We start from the raw sequence: 16,726 nt of genomic DNA, 5'->3' as shown, positions 1-16,726 counted from the left end.
CGCCGACCGCTCCGGGACTACGGCGCGGACTTGGTCGGCGCCGCCGTCGGCGCGCCCGGCTTCGTCCACTGGTCCATCCAGCCCAGCACCGTGTCGTGCCACAGCACGCTGTTGGCGGGCTTGACCACCCAGTGGTTCTCGTCCGGGAAGTAGAGCAGCTTGGAGGGCACTCCCCGCCGCTGCAGCGCGGTGAAGGTCGCCAGGCCCTGCGTCTCCACCACGCGGAAGTCCTGCCCGCCGTGGACCACCAGCATCGGCGTCTTCCACTTGCTCACGTGGTCGATGGGGTTGTGGCTCGCGTAACCCGCAGCGTTGTCCCACGGCGTGCCGCCGCGCTCCCACTCGGGGAACCACAGCTCCTCCGTGTCGAAGTAGCCCATGCGCTCATCCAGGATGCCGTCGTGGTTCACCAGGCAGCGGAAGCGGTCCGACCAGTTGCCGGCGATCCAGTTGATCATGTAGCCGCCATAGCTGGCGCCCAGCGCGCACACGCGCTCGGGGTGCAGGAAGGAGTAGCGCGCGGTGGCCGCCGCCAGGCCCTTCTGCAGATCCTCCAGCGGCTTGCCGCCCCAGTCGCCCCGGATGGAGTCGGTGAAGGCCTGCCCGTAGCCCACCGAGCCGTGGAAGTCGACGCTCACCACCGCGTAGCCTCGGCCCGCGTACACCTGCGGGTTCCATCGGTAGTGGAAGTGGTTGCCGTAGCTGCCCTGCGGTCCGCCGTGGATCAGGAACGCCACCGGGTACTTCTTCTTCGCGTCGAAGTCGACGGGCTTCGTCAGGTAGCCGAACACCTTCTCCCCGTTCCAGCCGGCGAAGGTGAAGGGCTCGGACTCGCCGAAGCGGATGGCGGCCAGCGCCTCCTGGTTCACGCGGGTGAGGGGCCGCGCATCCGTGCCGTCCACCTTGGCGGAGTACAGGTCCGCGGGCGCGTTCAGCGTGTCATAGGAATAGATGATGCGGCCCCCGGCGGCGGGCTGCACCTCGGTGGCGTGGCCCTGCGTGAGCAGCGCGCGCACCTGGCCGCTGGCCACGTCGATGGCGAAGGCGGGGTGCTGGCCCTCGCTGTAGGCGGAGGTGAAGAGCGTCTTGCCGTCCGCGCTCCAGGCGAGCCCCTCGGCGGAGCGGTCCCACGCCTGCGTCAGCACGCGCTCCTGGCCGCCCGGCCACGTGCGGAGGATGACGCGCAGGCGGTCCGCCTCGTAGCCCGGGCGCTCCATGGCGAGGTAGGCCAGCGTCTTGCCGTCCGGGCTGAACACCGGCAGCGTGTCCGTGGCGCGGTTGGAGGTGGTGAGCTTGCGCGGCGGCGTCTTGCCGTCCGCGGCGGCGACGAAGAGGTCCAGGTCGGTGCTCCAGGACTCCTGGCGGCCGACGTCCCGCGCGGTGAAGACGACGCTCTGGCCGTCCGGAGTGAAGGTGACCTCCTCGGGGCCTCCAAAGGGCTTGGTGGGGCCGTCGGCGTCCATGCCCTTCATCACGTCCACGGGCGTGCCACCGGCCACGGGGACGACGAAGACATGCGAGCGGCGCCCGTCCTTCCACGTGTCCCAGTGGCGCACGAAGAGCTTGTCGTAGACGCGGCCGGTGGCCTTGCTCTTGGACTGTGCCTCGAGGCGCTGGGTGGTGCATTCCAGCGTGGCGCAGTCGGGGAACACCTCGAGGGCGACGGCGAGCTTCGCCCCGTCCCGCGAGAGCGAAAAGCCGCCCACGTCCAGCGGCAGCTTCGTCACCTGCTGGGGCTCGCCGCCGTCGATGGGCAGCCGCCACACCTGCGAGGCGCCGCCGCGCGAGGAGAGGAAGAAGAGGCTGCGGCCGTCGGGGGCCCACACGGGCTGGTTGTCCGCGTCCGGGTGGGAGGTGAGCTGGCGCAGCCCGGTGCCGTCGGCGTTGACGAGCCACAGGTCCGTGCGGCCGCGGTTGGCCGCCATGTCCGTGGTGCGCAGCACGAAGGCGACGCGCTGGCCGTCGGGCGAGACGCTCGAGCCACTGAGCCGGCGCAGCGTCACCTGGTCTTGAATGTTGTACGGGTGGGACTGGGCGGGCGCGGCGCTGAGCGCCAGGGCCGCCAGGAGCGACAAGGGCAAGGCTTCCTCCGAAGTCGAACGAGGGGCGGCACCGTGCCCGCTTCGTCCGCCCCTGTCCACTTCAACGGACGTCGCCGGAGCGACGCGGTGCGGCGAGCGCCCGCCCTCCAAAATGGTGGCGCAGGCGCGCGTGGCGGTGGCGGAACACGGCGGCGAACAGCGCCCACTGGCCCGGCAGGGGCAGCAGCGGCTCGAAGAGGACGCGGTCGGTGAGCACCGTGCCCTCCGCGTGCGGTTCGAGCGTTCGTTCGTGCTCCCAGGTTCGTTGCAGGGCCATCCGCGAGCGCTCCAGGAAACCCCGGCCGGGCTCGAGCCGGACGAGGGTCAGGTCGTCGAACTCCACTGGCAGCAAACCTCCCAGGAGCAACCACGAGCGGAACAGCCGCTGGCCCGGGACGACGCGCTCCGGCGTGAGCCGGTCTTCCGTGCCCGGAGGAGAGGTCATCCGGAACCAGGGCGCCATCTCCGCGTTCACGCCCGACAGGGTGCTCACGCGCTCCCATACTTGCTCGGGGGGCGCGGAGAGGAGGGAGGAGAGGGTGAAGCGCTGCGCTGAAGTCATGCGTGCTCGTCAGGAGGATGTGGGGGGGAGTGAGAACCACGCTGGCGGTGGAAAACGGCCTGGCCCGTCCAGCGTCCGCGTAGTGTGCGACATTGTCTTCCAGTACAGTGTTGATTCGCTGCGGTGTTGTTACGACTCTCGGGCAAGCGCTGAACTCATCGTGTATGAGTCGTCGCCTTCGGAGGCGTTTTGCAACCAGGCAATGAGTCGCGCACCAGTGTCCTGCTGGTGGATGATCAGCCCTTCGACCTGGCAGCCCTGGAGCGACACCTCGCTCCGTTCTCGCTCCACCTGGTGAAGGCCTGCTCAGGCGAGGAGGCCCTCCAGCGCTTCGGGGACGAGGACTTCGCGCTCGTCCTCATGGACGTGAAGATGCCGGGGCTGGATGGCTTCCAGACGGCCCGGCTCCTCCATGAGAACACCCCGCGGCGGCCCGTGCCCCTCATCTTCCTGTCGGGCTCGCCGCGCGAAGAGGCCGCCATCGTGCGCGCCTACGAGAGCGGCGCGGTGGACTACCTGCGCAAGCCCGTGGAGCCGGAGACGCTGCGCGCCAAGGTGCGCGTCTTCGTGGAGCTGTACCAGGCGCGGGAGGCGCTCTTTCGCCAACAGGCCGAGCTGCGCATGCGCGAGCGCCAGGTGTTCGAGCTGCGCCAGCAGCAGGTCGAGGAGGCACTGCAGGAGAGCCAGCGCACCCTCGCCATGCTCATGGGCAACCTGCCGGGCATGGTCTTCCGCCGTCGCCCGGACTGGTCCTTCGAGTTCGCCAGCGAGGGGTGCCTGGAGCTCACCGGCTACCCCGTCGAGGACTTCACCTCGGGCGCTCGCCGCTGGGTGGACCTCATCCACCCCGAGGACGTGGCCCGGGTGGCGCGCGAGGCGGAGGTGGCCTTCACGGGCTGGCAGCCGCTCACCCTGGTCTACCGCCTCCTGCATCGCGGTGGCTCGGAGCGGTGGATGTGGGACCGCTCGGCCGGCGTCTACCACCCGGATGGGAGCCTGCGCTTCATCGAGGGCTTCGTCACGGACATCACCCCGCACAAGGTGGCGGAGGCCGAGCGCGAGCGGCTGATGGGCGAGCTGCGCGAGGCGGTGCGCCTGCGCGACGAGTTCCTCTCGGTGGCCAGCCACGAGCTGAAGACGCCGCTGACCCCGCTGTCCCTGCGCCTGCAGTTCATGATGCGTGAGGTGGAGGTGCGCGCGGAGGGCTCACGCAACGAGGTGCTGCGAAAGCACGTGGAGGCCGCGAGCGGACAGGTGCAGCGGCTGACGGCGCTGGTGGACAGCCTGCTGGATGCCACGCGCATCACCAGCGGCCGGCTCTCCCTGCGCCGCGAGCAGGACGTGAACCTGGCGGACATCGTGCGCACCGTGGTGGCGGGCTTCGAGGCGCAGGCGGCGCGCGCCGGGACTCCGCTGGAGCTCGAGGCGCCCGGTCGCGTCCTGGGCCACTGGGACGCGCTGCGGTTGGAGCAGGTGGTGACCAACCTGCTGTCCAACGCCCTCAAGTTCGGCGCGGGCCGCACCGTTCACCTGCGGGTGGAGGAGCAGGAGGGGTGGGCGCGGCTGACGGTGCGCGACGAGGGCATCGGCATGGACGAGAGCATGCGCGCGCGCCTCTTCGGTCGCTTCGAGCGCGGCGTCTCGGAGCGGCACTACGGCGGGCTGGGCCTGGGGCTCTTCATCACCCGCGAGGTGGTGCAGGCCCTGGGCGGTCACGTCGAGGCGGAGAGCCAGCCGGGGCAGGGCGCGACCTTCACCGTGGAGTTGCCGTGTACTCCTCCCAAGGACTCTCTGGGAGGGGTGCGTCATGAAGACTGACGCCGCGCGGGTCGGCCAGATCGTCGACCTCACCAACTGCGACAAGGAGCCCATCCACATCCCCGGCGCCGTCCAGCCGCACGGGGTGCTGCTGGTGCTGCGCGAGCCGGAGCTCTCCATCACCCACGTGAGCGAGAACGCGCCCGTCCTCCTGGGCATCGCCGCCGAGCAGTTGCTGGGTGCCCGGCTGGGGACGCTCGTCGCGCCCTCCGTGCGCGAGGCGCTGGAGGCGAGCCTGCGCAGCGAGCGGCTCAAGCAGCACAACCCGCTGAAGGTGGCGTGGCGGGTGGAGGGCACCGAGCGCTTCTTCGACGGCATCGCCCACCGCCACCAGGGCAAGCTCATCCTCGAGCTGGAGCCGTCCTCCGAGAAGGTGTCCGTCCCCTTCCTCAGCTTCTACCACGCGGTGCGCGAGGCCTTGTCGGGCCTGCGCGATGCCCGAGACCTCCAGGAGCTGTGCGAGACGGTCGTCCAGGAGATCCGCCGGATGACCGGCTTCGACCGCGTCCTCATCTACCGCTTCGACGCGGAGTGGAACGGCTCGGTGCTCGCCGAGGCCCGGGACGCCCAGGCCGACCCGTACCTGGGGCTGCACTTCCCGGCCTCGGACATCCCCAAACAGGCCCGAGAGCTGTACCGGCTCAACTGGCTGCGCATCATCCCCACGGTGGACTACCGCCCGGCGCGCGTGCTGGCCCTGCCCGGCGCGCAGACCGACAGCCCGCTGGACATGTCCTTCTCGGTGCTGCGCAGCGTGTCCCCCATCCACCTGGAGTACCTGCGCAACATGGGGGTGCAGGCCTCCATGAGCATCTCCCTGGTGAAGGAGGGCCAGCTCTGGGGCCTCATCTCCTGCACCCATGTCTCGGGCACCCGCTACGTGCCCTACGAGATTCGCACCGCGTGCGAGTTCCTCGGGGAGGCCATGTCCAGCCTGCTCGCCGCCAAGGAGGGCAGCGAGGACTATGACCAGCGCATCCGCGCCAAGTCCATCCACGCGGCGCTCCTGGAGCGCATGGCGCGCGAGGTGGACTTCGTCTCGGGGCTGAGCAGCCATGAGTCCGGCCTGCTGGAGCTCGTTCATGCCCAGGGAGCCGCCATCCACTTCCACGGGAGGACGACGGTGCTGGGCGCCGCGCCGGATGACGCGCAGCTCGCGGGGCTGCTCGGCTGGCTGGGCACGCGCACCGACGAGGACGTGTTCTGCACGGACCGGCTGTCCAGCCACTACCCGGAGGCCGAGGCCTTCAAGGAGGTGGCCTCCGGCCTCGTTGCCGTCTCCATGTCCCGGGGCCGCAACAACTATGTGCTGTGGTTCCGCCCCGAGGTGGTGCAGACGGTCAACTGGAGCGGCAACCCCACCAAGCCCGTGGAGATGGAGGACGGCCAGCCCCGGCTGCACCCGCGCAAGTCCTTCGAGCTGTGGAAGGAGACGGTGCGCGGCCGCAGCCTGCCGTGGAAGGCCTACGAGGTGGAGGCCGCCGCCGAGCTGCGCCGCTCCATCATCGACGTGGCCCTGCAGCGCAGCGAAGCGCTGCTCAAGCTCAACACCGAGCTGGAGCGCAGCAACGTGGAGCTGGACGCGTTCGCCTACGCGGCCAGCCACGACTTGAAGGAGCCGCTGCGCGGCATCCACAACTACACCCTGCTCACCCTGCGCGAGGTGGGCGAGACGCTGCCGGAGGGCGCGCGCGGGCGCCTGGACACCGTGGTGCGGCTCACCCAGCGAATGGAGAGCCTTATCAACTCGCTGCTCCACTACTCGCAGGTGGGACGCACGGAGCTGTCGCTGCGGGAGACGGACCTCAACGAGGTGGTGGCCCAGGTGCTGGAGCTGCTCAAGCCTCGCCTGGAGGAGGCGCGCATGGAGGTGCGCATCCCCCACCCACTGCCGCCCGCACGGTGTGACCGGGTGCGCATCGCCGAGGTCTTCACCAACCTCATCACCAACGCGCTGAAGTACAACGACAAGGCCGAGCGGTGGGTGGAGCTGGGCGCCGTGCCGGACGGGAAGGAGGCGCGCGTGGCCTACTACGTGCGCGACAACGGCATCGGCATCAAGCCCGAGTACCACGAGGCCATCTTCCGCATCTTCAAGCGGCTGCACGGGAGAGACCGGTACGGCGGCGGTACGGGCACGGGCCTCACCATCGTCAAGCGCATCATCGAGCGCCACAACGGCCACATCTGGCTGGAGTCCACGCCGGGCCAGGGTACGACATTCTACTTCACCCTGGCCGTGGAGCCGGGAGCCGAGGGAACGGAGGGTGAATAGCGCTCTGCCCGTCCTGGTTGTGGAGGACAACGACGAGGACTTCGACATGCTCCAGCTCGCCTTCCAGGCAGCGGCCGTGCCCAATCCCTTGGTTCGCTGTTCGGATGGCGAAGAGACGTTGGAGTACCTCTTCCGGAGAGGCCGCTACCCCAGCGCCGAGCAGGCACCCAGGCCCGGGCTCGTCCTGCTGGACCTCAACCTGCCGGGCGTGGACGGAAGGCAGGTGCTCGAGCAGGTCAAGGCGGACCCCGTGCTGCGTGGCATCCCCGTCATCGTCTTCTCCACTTCGGACAATCCGAAGGACGTGCAGAGCTGTTATCAGTCAGGGGTGAGCGCCTACCTGCTCAAGCCCGTGGACCTGGAGCGTTTCGAGCGCATGGTGCGTCTGCTCAAGGAGTTCTACCTGGAGTTCGTCGTCCTGCCGGAAGGGCCCCAGTCGCGCGAGGAGCGGCGGCGATGACGCGGCCTTCACTCACGCTGTTGGTGGTGGAGGACAGCCCCGAGGATCGCCACACCTACCGCGCCTTCCTGCGCGAGGACCGCGAGAACGACTACACCTTCCTCGAGGAGGAGGACGCCGAGCGGGCGCTGGAGGTGTGCCGCACGCGGGAAGTGGACCTGGTGCTGCTCGACTACCACCTGCCGGGCATGAACGGCCTGAAGTTCCTGCAGCGCCTGCACGAGGGGCACGGCCGTACACCTCCGCCGGTGGTGATGCTGACGGGGCGGGGCAGCGAGCAGATCGCGACGCAGGCGCTCAAGAGCGGCGCCGCCGACTACCTGGTCAAGTCGGACGTCACCCCGGAGAGCCTGTTCCGCGCCGTGCGCAACACCCTGGAGCGGGAGCGGATGCGGCGCGAGCTGCAGGCGCGCGAGGCGGAGAACCGGCGCCTGATGGCCGAGCAGCAGCAGCTGGCCGCCGTGGTGGCCAACTCCTCCTCGTTCATCGGCTTCGCCACGCCCGAGGGGACGGTGCGCTACATCAACCCGGCGGGCCGGCGCATGGTGGGGCTGAGCGAGACCGAGGACGTGTCGCACCTGAAGGTGACGGACCTGCTGCCGACGGAGGACCTTGCCTGGAGAGACGCCCACATCATCCCCGACCTCTGGCGGCAGGGGCGGTGGATGGGCGAGTTCCGCCTGCGCCACGTCCGTACCGGGGACCTCATCCCCGTGCAACACGACGTCTTCCTCGTCACCGGCGCGGGGACCGTGCCCACGGTGGTGGCCTCCGTCTCCCAGGACATCAGCGAGCAGAAGCGCCAGGAGAAGGAGTCCCGGCAGCGCTCGGACCTGGAGCAGTACCTCGCGGGCATCGTCGGGCACGACCTGCGCAATCCCATCAGCGCCATCCACCTGTCGGCGACGCTGGTGCTGCGCCGCCCCGATGCCGACGGGCGCCTGCGGGAATCGATGAACCGCATCCTGGGCGCGGCCAATCGCGCGCACCGGTTGATCGACACCACGCTCGACTTCACCCAGGCGCGGCTGGGCGGCGGCCTCCGGGTGGTGCGCAAGCCGCTGGACCTGCACGAGCTGACGCGGCAGGTGCTGAGCGAGGTGCAGCTCGCCTTCCCGGAGCGGCGGCTGGAGCTGGCGCAGGAGGCGGATGGCCTCGGGGAGTGGGACTCGGACCGCGTGGCCCAGGTGCTCGGCAACCTGGTGACGAACGCGATGAAGTACAGCCCGCCGGACACGCTCGTCACGGTGCGGACGCGGGGCGAGGGGCAGAGCTTCATCCTCGAGGTACACAACGTCGGCGAGCCCATCTCCCCGGAGCTGCTGCCCCGGCTCTTCCAGCCCATGAAGCGGGGCGTGGAGGAAGGCTCGCCCGAGCGGAGCCTGGGGCTGGGGCTCTTCATCGTGGACCACATCGTCCGCGCGCACGGCGGCACCATCGAGGTGCGCTCGGACCCCGAGCGGGGCACCACCTTCACGGTGCGCCTGCCTCGCTCGCCTTTACTGTGACCGATGAGACTGTGGTAGTGCGAGGGAATGCTGAGGACGGTGACAGCGACCCGGTACGTGACGCCGCTGCGGGAGGGCGGCTCGCTGCCGGCCATTGTCGAGGCGGATGACGCGGGCCTGTACGTGCTGAAGTTCCGAGGCGCGGGGCAGGGACCCAAGGTGTTGATCGCGGAGCTCATCGCGGGCGAGCTGGCGCGGGCGATGGGGCTGCGGGTGCCGGAGCTGGTGTTCGTGCAGCTCGACCCGGTGCTGGGGCGCGCCGAGCCGGATGGGGAGATTCGCGACCTGCTCAAGGCGAGCGCGGGGCTGAACCTGGCCATGGACTACCTGCCGGGCTCCATCACGTTCGACCCGGTGGCGGGGCCGGCGCCCGAGGCCCAGGAGGCCTCGAACATCGTCTGCTTCGACGCGTACGTGACGAACGTGGACCGGACGCCGAAGAACCCGAACATGCTGCACTGGCATGGCGCGCTGTGGCTCATCGACCACGGGGCGTCGATGTACTTCCAGCACTCGTGGGACGGCTACCTGGAGCGCAGCAAGACGGCGTTCGCGCCCATCAAGGACCATGTGTTGCTGCCGTGGGCCACGGCGCTGCGCGCCGCGGAGGCCCTGCTGCGCGAGCGGTTGACGCCCGAGGTGCTGGAGCGGGCGGTGGCGCGGATTCCGGACGAGTGGCTGGAGGCGGAGGCGGGCTTCCCCAGCAAGGAGGAGCACCGGGCGGCGTACCTCGCGTGGCTGCGCGAGCGTCTGGCGGCATCCCCCGTGTTCATCGAGGAGGCGGAGCGTGCCCGCGCGCAACACGTTTGATTACGCCATCGTGCGTGTGGTGCCGCGCGTGGAGCGCGGGGAGTTCATCAACGCGGGCATCATCCTCTTCTGTCTCACCCAGCGCTTCCTGTCGGCGAAGGTGGAGCTGGACGAGAAGCGGCTGGTGGCGCTGGCGCCGGAGGTGGACGTGGCGGTGGTGCGCGGCCACCTGGAGGCCATTCCCCGCATCTGCGCCGGAGGCAAGGCGGCGGGCCCCATCGGCCAGTTGCCCGTGAAGGAGCGCTGGCACTGGCTGGTGGCGCCGCGCAGCACCATCCTCCAGACGTCCCCGGTGCATTCGGGGCTGTGTGAGGAGCCCGCGCGGGCGCTCGAGCAGCTCATGGACCAGATGGTCCGGCTCCGGCCTCTCGCTCCCTTGCCCGGACACTGAACGGGAGTGAACGTTCAGGGTTGAGAAGCGCTGGTCCCGTGGGCACGAAAGGTGTTTACCAAGGGCGCACCGCGCCCGGACACCCCCACAGGATCGCAAGTCATGACGAAGTCGGCCGCCGCGGAGCGTCGGTCCATCCCCCCCGAGCCCGACAGCCCGCTGGCCATCCTCCTGCTGGAGGACAGCCCCCTGGATGCCGAGCTCATCTCGGCCCGGCTCGAAGAGGGTGGACTCTCCTTCAAGCTCACCCGCGTGGACAGCCATGTCGGCCTCAACGAGGCCCTCAGCGGGTGCCGCTTCGATTTGATCCTCTCCGACTACAACCTCCCCGGCTTCGATGGCGTGGCCGCCCTCTCCGCGGCGCACCTCGCCTGTCCCGAGGTGCCCTTCATCTTCGTGTCGGGCGCCCTCGGCGAGGAGAAGGCCATCGAGCTGCTCAAGCGCGGGGCCACCGACTACGTGCTCAAGGACCGGCTGGAGCGGCTGGTGCCCAGCGTCGAGCGGGCGCTGCGAGAGGCCCGGGAGAAGAGTGACCGCCGCCGGGCCGAGGAGCAGCTCCGGGAGCGTGAGCGCACCCTGTCCACCCTGATGGGCAACCTGCCCGGCATGGTCTTCCGCTGCAACCCGAACTTGCCCTGGCTCTTCGAGTTCGCCAGTGAGGGGAGCCTGGCCCTGACGGGCTGGAGACCCGAGGACTTCTACGCCGGGGGCGAGGTCACCTGGGCCTCCATCATGTTCCCGGAGGATGTGAAGCGGCTCGAGCCGGAGCTGAAGGTGGCGCTGGCGGAGCGGCGCCCGTACAGCGCGACGTTCCGGATTCGCACCCGGCAGGGCGAGCAGCGCTGGGTGTGGGTCCGCTCCAGCGCCCAGTACCAGCCCGACGGGACCATCGCGTTCGTCGAGGGCTTCGCCACCGACATCACCCAGCAGAAGCAGGCCGAGGAGGAGGTCCGGCAGCGCACCGAGTTCGAGCAGCAGCTGCTGGGCATCGTCTCGCATGACCTGCGCAACCCCCTCAACGCCATCATGCTGGGGGCCGCCACGCTGCTGCGGCGCGAGGGGTTGGACGACAAGAGCACCAACTCGGTGCGGCGCATCCTCGGCAGCGCCGAGCGCGCCACCCGCATGATTCGGGACCTGCTGGACTTCACCCAGGTGCGGCTCGGCGGCGGCATCCCCGTGGAGCGCAAGCCGCTGGACCTGCATGCGCACGCGGCCCAGGTGCTGGAGGAGCTCGAGCACACCCACCCGGACCGCAAGCTGGAGCTCTCGCAGCAGGGCGACACGCATGGGGAGTGGGATCCGGACCGCATCGCCCAGGTCATCACCAACCTGGTGGGCAATGCGCTCAAGTACTCCGCTCCCAACACCGTGGTGGGGGTGAAGACGCGCGACGAGGGGGACACGGTGGTGCTCGAGGTCCACAACTGGGGCGAGCCCATCGCCGTCGAGCTGATGGGGAACCTGTTCAAGCCGCTGAGCCGTGGCGCGGCCAAGGTGGACATGCAGACCCGCAGCATCGGCCTGGGGCTCTACATCGTGGCCAGCATCGTGCGCGGGCACGGCGGCGCCATCTCGGTGAGCTCCACGGTCGAGGGAGGCACCCTGTTCTCCGTGCGGCTTCCCAGAAGTGCCCCCGCGGGGAGGAGCCCGTAGATGCGCACGCCTGACTTCCAGCAGTTCTTCCGCCTCTCACCCAACCCGTACATGGTGGTGGACCGCGAGCTGAGGTACGTCGCGGCCAACGACGCCTACCTGCGGGTCACCGCGAGCCGGTTGGAGGATCTCCTCGGCCGCACCATCTTCGAGCTCTTCCCGCACGATCCGAGCAATCCCAACAACGAGAGCGCGCGCATGCTGCGGGCCTCGTTCGAGCGGGTCCTGTCCGAGCGCGCGCCCGACACCCTCGCGCTCATCCCCTACCGGGTGCCGCGCCACACGGAGCAAGGCATCGTCGTCGAGGATCGCTACTGGAGCGCCACGCACACGCCCTTCCTCGATGAGCGCGGGGAGGTGTCCTTCATCCTCCAGCACACCGTGGACGTGACGGAGCTGCAGCGGCTCAAGCAGGCCGTCCAGGAAGTGGAGGCCGGGCGGGACAAGCCGAACTCCACCGTGCAGATGGAGGCTGGCGTGCTGCTGCGCGCCCAGCGTGTCCAGGAGGCCAACCGGACGCTCGATGCCGAGCGCCGCCACCTGCTGCGGCTGTTCGAGGAGGCTCCCGGCTTCATGTGCTTCCTGCGGGGGCCTGAGCACATCTTCGACCTGGCCAACCGCGCGTACTCGCAGATCATCGGCCACCGGGATCTCATCGGAAAGCCCATCCGAGAGGCCCTGCCCGAGCTGAAGGGGCAGGGCTTCTACGAGCTGCTCGACGAGGTCTTCACCACGGGTAAGCCCTTCGTCGGCCGGGGCATGCAGCTCTACCTGCAGCAGCACCCGGGCGCGCCCCTGGACGATGTCTACGTGGACTTCGTCTACCAGCCCATTCAGGGGGTGGATGGCAAGGTGGCCGGCATCTTCGTCCAAGGACACGACATCACCGTGCAGATGCGGGCCCAGGCGGCGCTCCAGGAGAGCGAGGCGCGCTTCCGCAACATGGCCGACCATGCGCCCGTCATGTTGTGGGTGACGGACCCCTCCGGGGCCTGCATCTACCTGTCCAAGGGCTGGTACGCCTTCACCGGGCAGACGGAGCAGACAGGGCTGGGCATGGGGTGGCTGTCGGCGGTCCACCCGGACGATGAGAAGATGGCGGGAGACCTCTTCGTGGAGTCCAACGCCCGGAAGGTCGCCTTCCGCGTGGACTACCGGCTGCGGCGCAAGGACGGCGAGTACCGCTGGGCCATCGACTCGGCTGTTCCCCGCTTCGGTGCCTCGGGCGAGTTCCTCGGCTACATCGGCAGCGTCATCGACATCACCGATCGGAAGGTGGCCGAGGAGGAGGCCCGTCGCCTCAACCAGGAGCTCGAGCAGCGGGTGCAGCAGCGCACCGCGGAGCTGGTGGAGTCCAACAAGGAGCTGGAGTCCTTCAGCTACTCGGTGAGCCACGACCTGCGCGCGCCCCTGCGCCACATCATCGGCTTCGCCGAGCTGCTCGAGAAGCGCTCGGGCAGCTCCCTGGATGCCACCAGCCAGCGGTACATGAAGACCATCACCGAGGCGGCCCGGCAGGGCGGCAAGCTGGTGGATGATCTGCTGGCCTTCAGCCGCATGGGACGGGCGGAGCTGAAGAAGGGCCGGGTGTCGCTGAGCGAGCTGGTGGTGGAGGTGCGCCGGGAGCTGGGGCCCGAAGCCGAGGGGCGGAAGATCGACTGGCGGGTAGGGGCGCTGCCCGAGGTGCAGGCGGATCCGGCGCTGCTGCGCCTGGCGCTCAAGAACCTGCTGTCCAACGCCCTGAAGTACACCCGGCCCCGGCCCGAGGTCGTCATCGAAATCGGGGCCCGCGAAGAGGCGGGGGAAGCCCACGTGTGGGTGAGGGACAACGGGGTGGGCTTCGAGATGCAGTACGTGAACAAGCTGTTCGGCGTCTTCCAGCGCCTGCACACCGCCGAGGAGTTCGAGGGCACGGGCATCGGGCTGGCCAACGTGCGCCGCATCATCTCTCGCCACGGCGGGCGCACCTGGGCCGAAGGACAACTGGGGCAGGGCGCCACCTTTCACTTCACCCTGCCCATCACCGCGAAGACGCCTCCCCCGGTGCGAGGAGACGTCCTCCGGGCTTAGGCCGCCGAGTCGACGGCGGCGGGCGGCTTCTGCAGCGACTCCACCGAGTCAGGCACGCGGCCCACGCCGCCGGTGAGCACCCGGCGCTTCTCGGGGCCCGGGCGGGTGATGCGGCTGTAGAGGCTCAGCGACGGGTCGGTGATGAACTTGAGCAGCAGCCCCGACCACGACTTGTGCCACACCAGCGAGTCGTAGAACTCGGGCGCCAGCGCCTTCACCTTCGGCAGCCGGTTCCACGGCACGGCCGAGAAGTCATGGTGCTCGTTGTGGTAGCCCACGTTGAGCGCGGTGAGGTTCCACGGCCCGTAATAGGAGTACGTCTCCTGCGGGTGGGAGATGATGAAGTGCTCCTGGATGAGCCGTCCGCCCAGCGGGTGCAGGCCGATGGAGAAGAAGATGCTCAGCACCACGTAGAGGAACGCCCACGGCCCCATGAAGTAGAGGACCGCCGCGTCCACGGCGAACACCGCCAGCGCGTTGACCACCGTCCACGGCTCCCAGAAGCTGATCAGCTTCGAGAAGCGGGGCATGCGCAGCGCCTGCATGAGCGGGAAGAAGGCGATCCAGAGCGCCTTCATGACGGTGCTGTTGCCCACCAGCTTCGCCTCGGCGTGCGAGGGCAGGTCCGCGTCCAGGTCGAACTCGCCCTGGTGACGGTGGTGGACCAGGTGGAAGCGGGTGAACGTCACCGCCGAGGGGATGACATGCACCAGGTCCGCGCCGATGGCGGCCAGCAGGTTGCCCATCCGGCCCTTGAAGATGAGGCTGTGGGTGGCCTCGTGGATGATGACGTAGCAGGTGTTGTTGATCACCGCGCCCAGCGTGTAGGCCGCCAGGACGATGAGCCACCAGGGCTGATCCCTCAGCAGGTAGGCGGTGCCGAACTGCACCACGAGGATCAGCGGGACGAGCAGCGCGGTGGCGGGAGTGCGCCCGAAGAGCTTGCGCACCTCCGGGTGGGCTTTGAGGATCGAGGATGTACGAGCCGGGTGCGGCTCAGGGCCCATGACCACCTCGTAGGCGGTGGGCGCTGGCTTGCTGCTGGACATCAAACCTCCCATCGTCGGCAAGTGACGAGCGCGCAGGCTCTACTGCCCGGGCAGAGAGCCTGTCAATGTGGACGCGCCTACACCCTGCTACTCCCGAGGGCTCAGAAGGCCTCTTCGGGCACTTCCATCAGGTCCAGCGCACTCTGCTCCACCATGCGGGCCGAGTGGCTGATGCCGGGCAGCACCTCGCGGCAGAACCAGCGCGCCGAGGCGAGCTTGCCCGCGTAGAAGGCCTTGTCGCCGGGGTTCACCTTGGTGCGCTCCAGCGCCACCTCCGCGTGCCGGACGAGCAGCCAGCCGATGATGACCTCCGCCACGGCCATCAGCACGCGGTTGCCCTGAAGGCCCACGTGGTAGAGCGAGTCGCCCAGCTTGCTCATGAGCGTGCCCAGCATCGTCTCCAGCTCGGTGAGGGCCTTGCCCAGCGCGGCGCGCTCGGACTCCAGCTCCTTGCCGCCCAGGTCCGAATCGGCCGTCTGCCGCACCTGCGAGAGCAGACCCTGGAGCGTCGCTCCACCGTCGCGCGCCACCTTGCGCATCAGCAGGTCCAGCGCCTGGATGTGGGTGGTGCCCTCGTAGAGGGTGTCGATCTTCTGATCCCGAATGTACTGCTCGATGGGGTAGTCGGCCAGGTAGCCCGAGCCGCCGAAGCACTGCAGCGACACGCCCAGCATCTCGTAGGCCTTCTCCGAGCAGTAGCCCTTCACCAGCGGCAGCAGCAAGTCGTTGAGCGCGTCCAGCTCCGCGGCGTCGGTGGCGCGGTGGCCGCCCTTGATTTCCACCTGGTCCTGGATGGAGGTGGTGAAGAGGCAGAGGGCGCGCATGCCCTCGGAGTGCGCCTTCTGCGCCATCAGCATCCGCCGCACGTCCGGGTGGCGGATGATGGACACGCGCGGGGCGCCCTTGTCGCGCGCGGCGAGCAGGTCGGCGCCCTGCACGCGCTCCTTGGTGAACTCCAGCGCGTTCTGGTACGCGGTGGACAGCGTGGCCATGGACTTCATGCCCACCGCCATGCGCGCCTGCTCGATGATGTGGAACATCTGCCGGATGCCCTCGTGGACTTCGCCGAGGAGCAGGCCGCGCGCGGGCTTGCCGTCACCGAACGTCAGCTCGCAGGTGACGGAGCCCTTGATGCCCATCTTGTGCTCGAGCTTGGTACACACCACGCCGTTGCGCTCGCCCATCTTCCCGTCCTCATCCACCCAGAACTTGGGGACGATGAAGAGCGAGAGCCCCTTGGTGCCGGGGCCGGCGCCCTCGGGCCGCGCCAGCACCATGTGGATGATGTTGTCCGAGGCGTCGTGCTCGGCGCTGGTGATGAAGCGCTTGACGCCTTCGATTTCCCACACGTCTCCGCCGACGTGGCGGGCCTTGGCGCGGGCGGCGCCCACGTCACTGCCGGCGTCCGGCTCGGTGAGCACCATGGTGCCGATCCACCGCTGGTCGATCATCGTGGGCAGGTAGCGCTTCTTCTGGGAGTCGGTGCCCAGCCGGTCGATGACGCGGGCCACCAGGGTGCCCAGCGTGTAGAAGGCCACCGGGGCGTTGGCGCCCACCAGCAGCTCGAAGGTGGCCCAGGTCAGCGTGGGCGGCGCGCCGAGGCCTCCCATGTGCGGGGGCAGCTCGAGCTGGTTCATGCCCGACTCGAAGTAGGCGTGGATGGCGCGCTTGAGGCCCGGCGGCAGCGTCACCTTGCCGTTCTCCAGCACGGGCGGGTGCTGGTCGGCCTCGGCGAAGCTGGGGGCGATCTCGTTGACGCAGACCTGCGCGAAGGTCTCCAGCGTCTGGCGCGCGGCCGTCTCGTCGAAGTCACCGAAGGGTCCCTTACCCAGCGAGGTACGGCCGATGTCGAGGAACTCGAAGAGGTTGAACTGCAGGTCGCGCAGGTTGGGCTTGTAGTGGTTCGGGGACGACATCGCTGAAGGCTCCAGTGAAGAACGGGCCACAGGCTACCCCGAGAGCGGGCCGCGCGGGACTCCCGAGGTGCTTTCTTGTGCGCGTCCTCTCGCACTTCAGGGTGAGGCGCGTGGCGAGGGTCGGCACTGC

Annotated in this window: 12 protein-coding genes; 8 read left to right on the top strand and 4 right to left on the bottom strand. The window is 69.2% G+C overall.

The features are described from left to right. Nucleotides 1-17: 17 nt before the first annotated feature. Both SYV04_RS06960 and SYV04_RS06955 read right to left on the bottom strand, forming a co-directional pair. A complete protein-coding gene (locus SYV04_RS06960) occupies nt 18-2,081 on the bottom strand; it encodes a S9 family peptidase (RefSeq protein ID WP_321544837.1) in 2,064 nt (687 codons plus the stop codon). A gap of 61 nt (nt 2,082-2,142) precedes the next feature. After that, nucleotides 2,143-2,643 carry a hypothetical protein gene (locus SYV04_RS06955; protein ID WP_321544836.1) on the bottom strand — a complete coding sequence of 167 codons (501 nt, stop codon included), beginning with the start codon at nt 2,641-2,643 and terminating at the stop codon, nt 2,143-2,145. Between the two features lie 189 nt (nt 2,644-2,832). Here SYV04_RS06955 and SYV04_RS06950 point away from each other — a divergent pair, with 189 nt between their 5' ends. The 8 genes from SYV04_RS06950 to SYV04_RS06915 all read left to right on the top strand — a co-directional run bounded on the left by SYV04_RS06950 (nt 2,833) and on the right by SYV04_RS06915 (nt 13,631). Next, complete coding sequence (locus tag SYV04_RS06950) at nt 2,833-4,461, top strand: sensor histidine kinase (RefSeq protein ID WP_321544835.1); 1,629 nt, start codon at nt 2,833-2,835, stop codon at nt 4,459-4,461. Beyond that, entirely contained in the window at nt 4,451-6,736 is a 2,286-nt protein-coding gene (locus SYV04_RS06945) for an ATP-binding protein (protein WP_321544834.1), read from the top strand. Before SYV04_RS06950 ends, SYV04_RS06945 begins: the two co-directional genes overlap by 11 nt. Beyond that, on the top strand, nt 6,729-7,196 hold the full coding sequence (locus tag SYV04_RS06940; protein WP_321544833.1) for a response regulator: 468 nt from the start codon (nt 6,729-6,731) through the stop codon (nt 7,194-7,196). The genes SYV04_RS06945 and SYV04_RS06940 overlap by 8 nt, the downstream gene beginning before the upstream one ends. Continuing rightward, nucleotides 7,193-8,704 (top strand): sensor histidine kinase, encoded by a 1,512-nt coding sequence (locus tag SYV04_RS06935; RefSeq protein WP_321544832.1) that lies wholly within the window; start codon nt 7,193-7,195, stop codon nt 8,702-8,704. The genes SYV04_RS06940 and SYV04_RS06935 overlap by 4 nt, the downstream gene beginning before the upstream one ends. Nucleotides 8,705-8,731: 27 nt before the next feature. Then, on the top strand, nt 8,732-9,514 hold the full coding sequence (locus tag SYV04_RS06930) for a HipA family kinase (protein WP_321544831.1): 783 nt from the start codon (nt 8,732-8,734) through the stop codon (nt 9,512-9,514). Continuing rightward, on the top strand, nt 9,492-9,905 hold the full coding sequence (locus tag SYV04_RS06925) for a DUF3037 domain-containing protein (protein ID WP_321544830.1): 414 nt from the start codon (nt 9,492-9,494) through the stop codon (nt 9,903-9,905). The genes SYV04_RS06930 and SYV04_RS06925 overlap by 23 nt, the downstream gene beginning before the upstream one ends. Nucleotides 9,906-10,007: 102 nt before the next feature. After that, nucleotides 10,008-11,561: a sensor histidine kinase gene (locus SYV04_RS06920; protein ID WP_321544829.1), complete on the top strand. Its 1,554-nt coding sequence runs from the start codon at nt 10,008-10,010 to the stop codon at nt 11,559-11,561. Beyond that, complete coding sequence (locus SYV04_RS06915; protein ID WP_321544828.1) at nt 11,562-13,631, top strand: PAS domain-containing sensor histidine kinase; 2,070 nt, start codon at nt 11,562-11,564, stop codon at nt 13,629-13,631. Here SYV04_RS06915 and SYV04_RS06910 read toward each other — a convergent pair. Next, nucleotides 13,628-14,680, bottom strand: a complete 1,053-nt coding sequence (locus tag SYV04_RS06910; protein WP_321544827.1) for a fatty acid desaturase — start codon at nt 14,678-14,680, stop codon at nt 13,628-13,630. The two genes, SYV04_RS06915 and SYV04_RS06910, sit on opposite strands and share 4 nt — an antisense overlap. A 101-nt stretch (nt 14,681-14,781) precedes the next feature. Then, nucleotides 14,782-16,596 carry an acyl-CoA dehydrogenase gene (locus tag SYV04_RS06905; RefSeq protein WP_321544826.1) on the bottom strand — a complete coding sequence of 605 codons (1,815 nt, stop codon included), beginning with the start codon at nt 16,594-16,596 and terminating at the stop codon, nt 14,782-14,784. Nucleotides 16,597-16,726 lie beyond the last annotated feature (130 nt).

Source organism: Hyalangium ruber, from assembly GCF_034259325.1.
Classification (GTDB): domain Bacteria; phylum Myxococcota; class Myxococcia; order Myxococcales; family Myxococcaceae; genus Hyalangium_A; species Hyalangium_A rubrum.
This window is presented reverse-complemented; position numbering and strand designations above follow the sequence as displayed.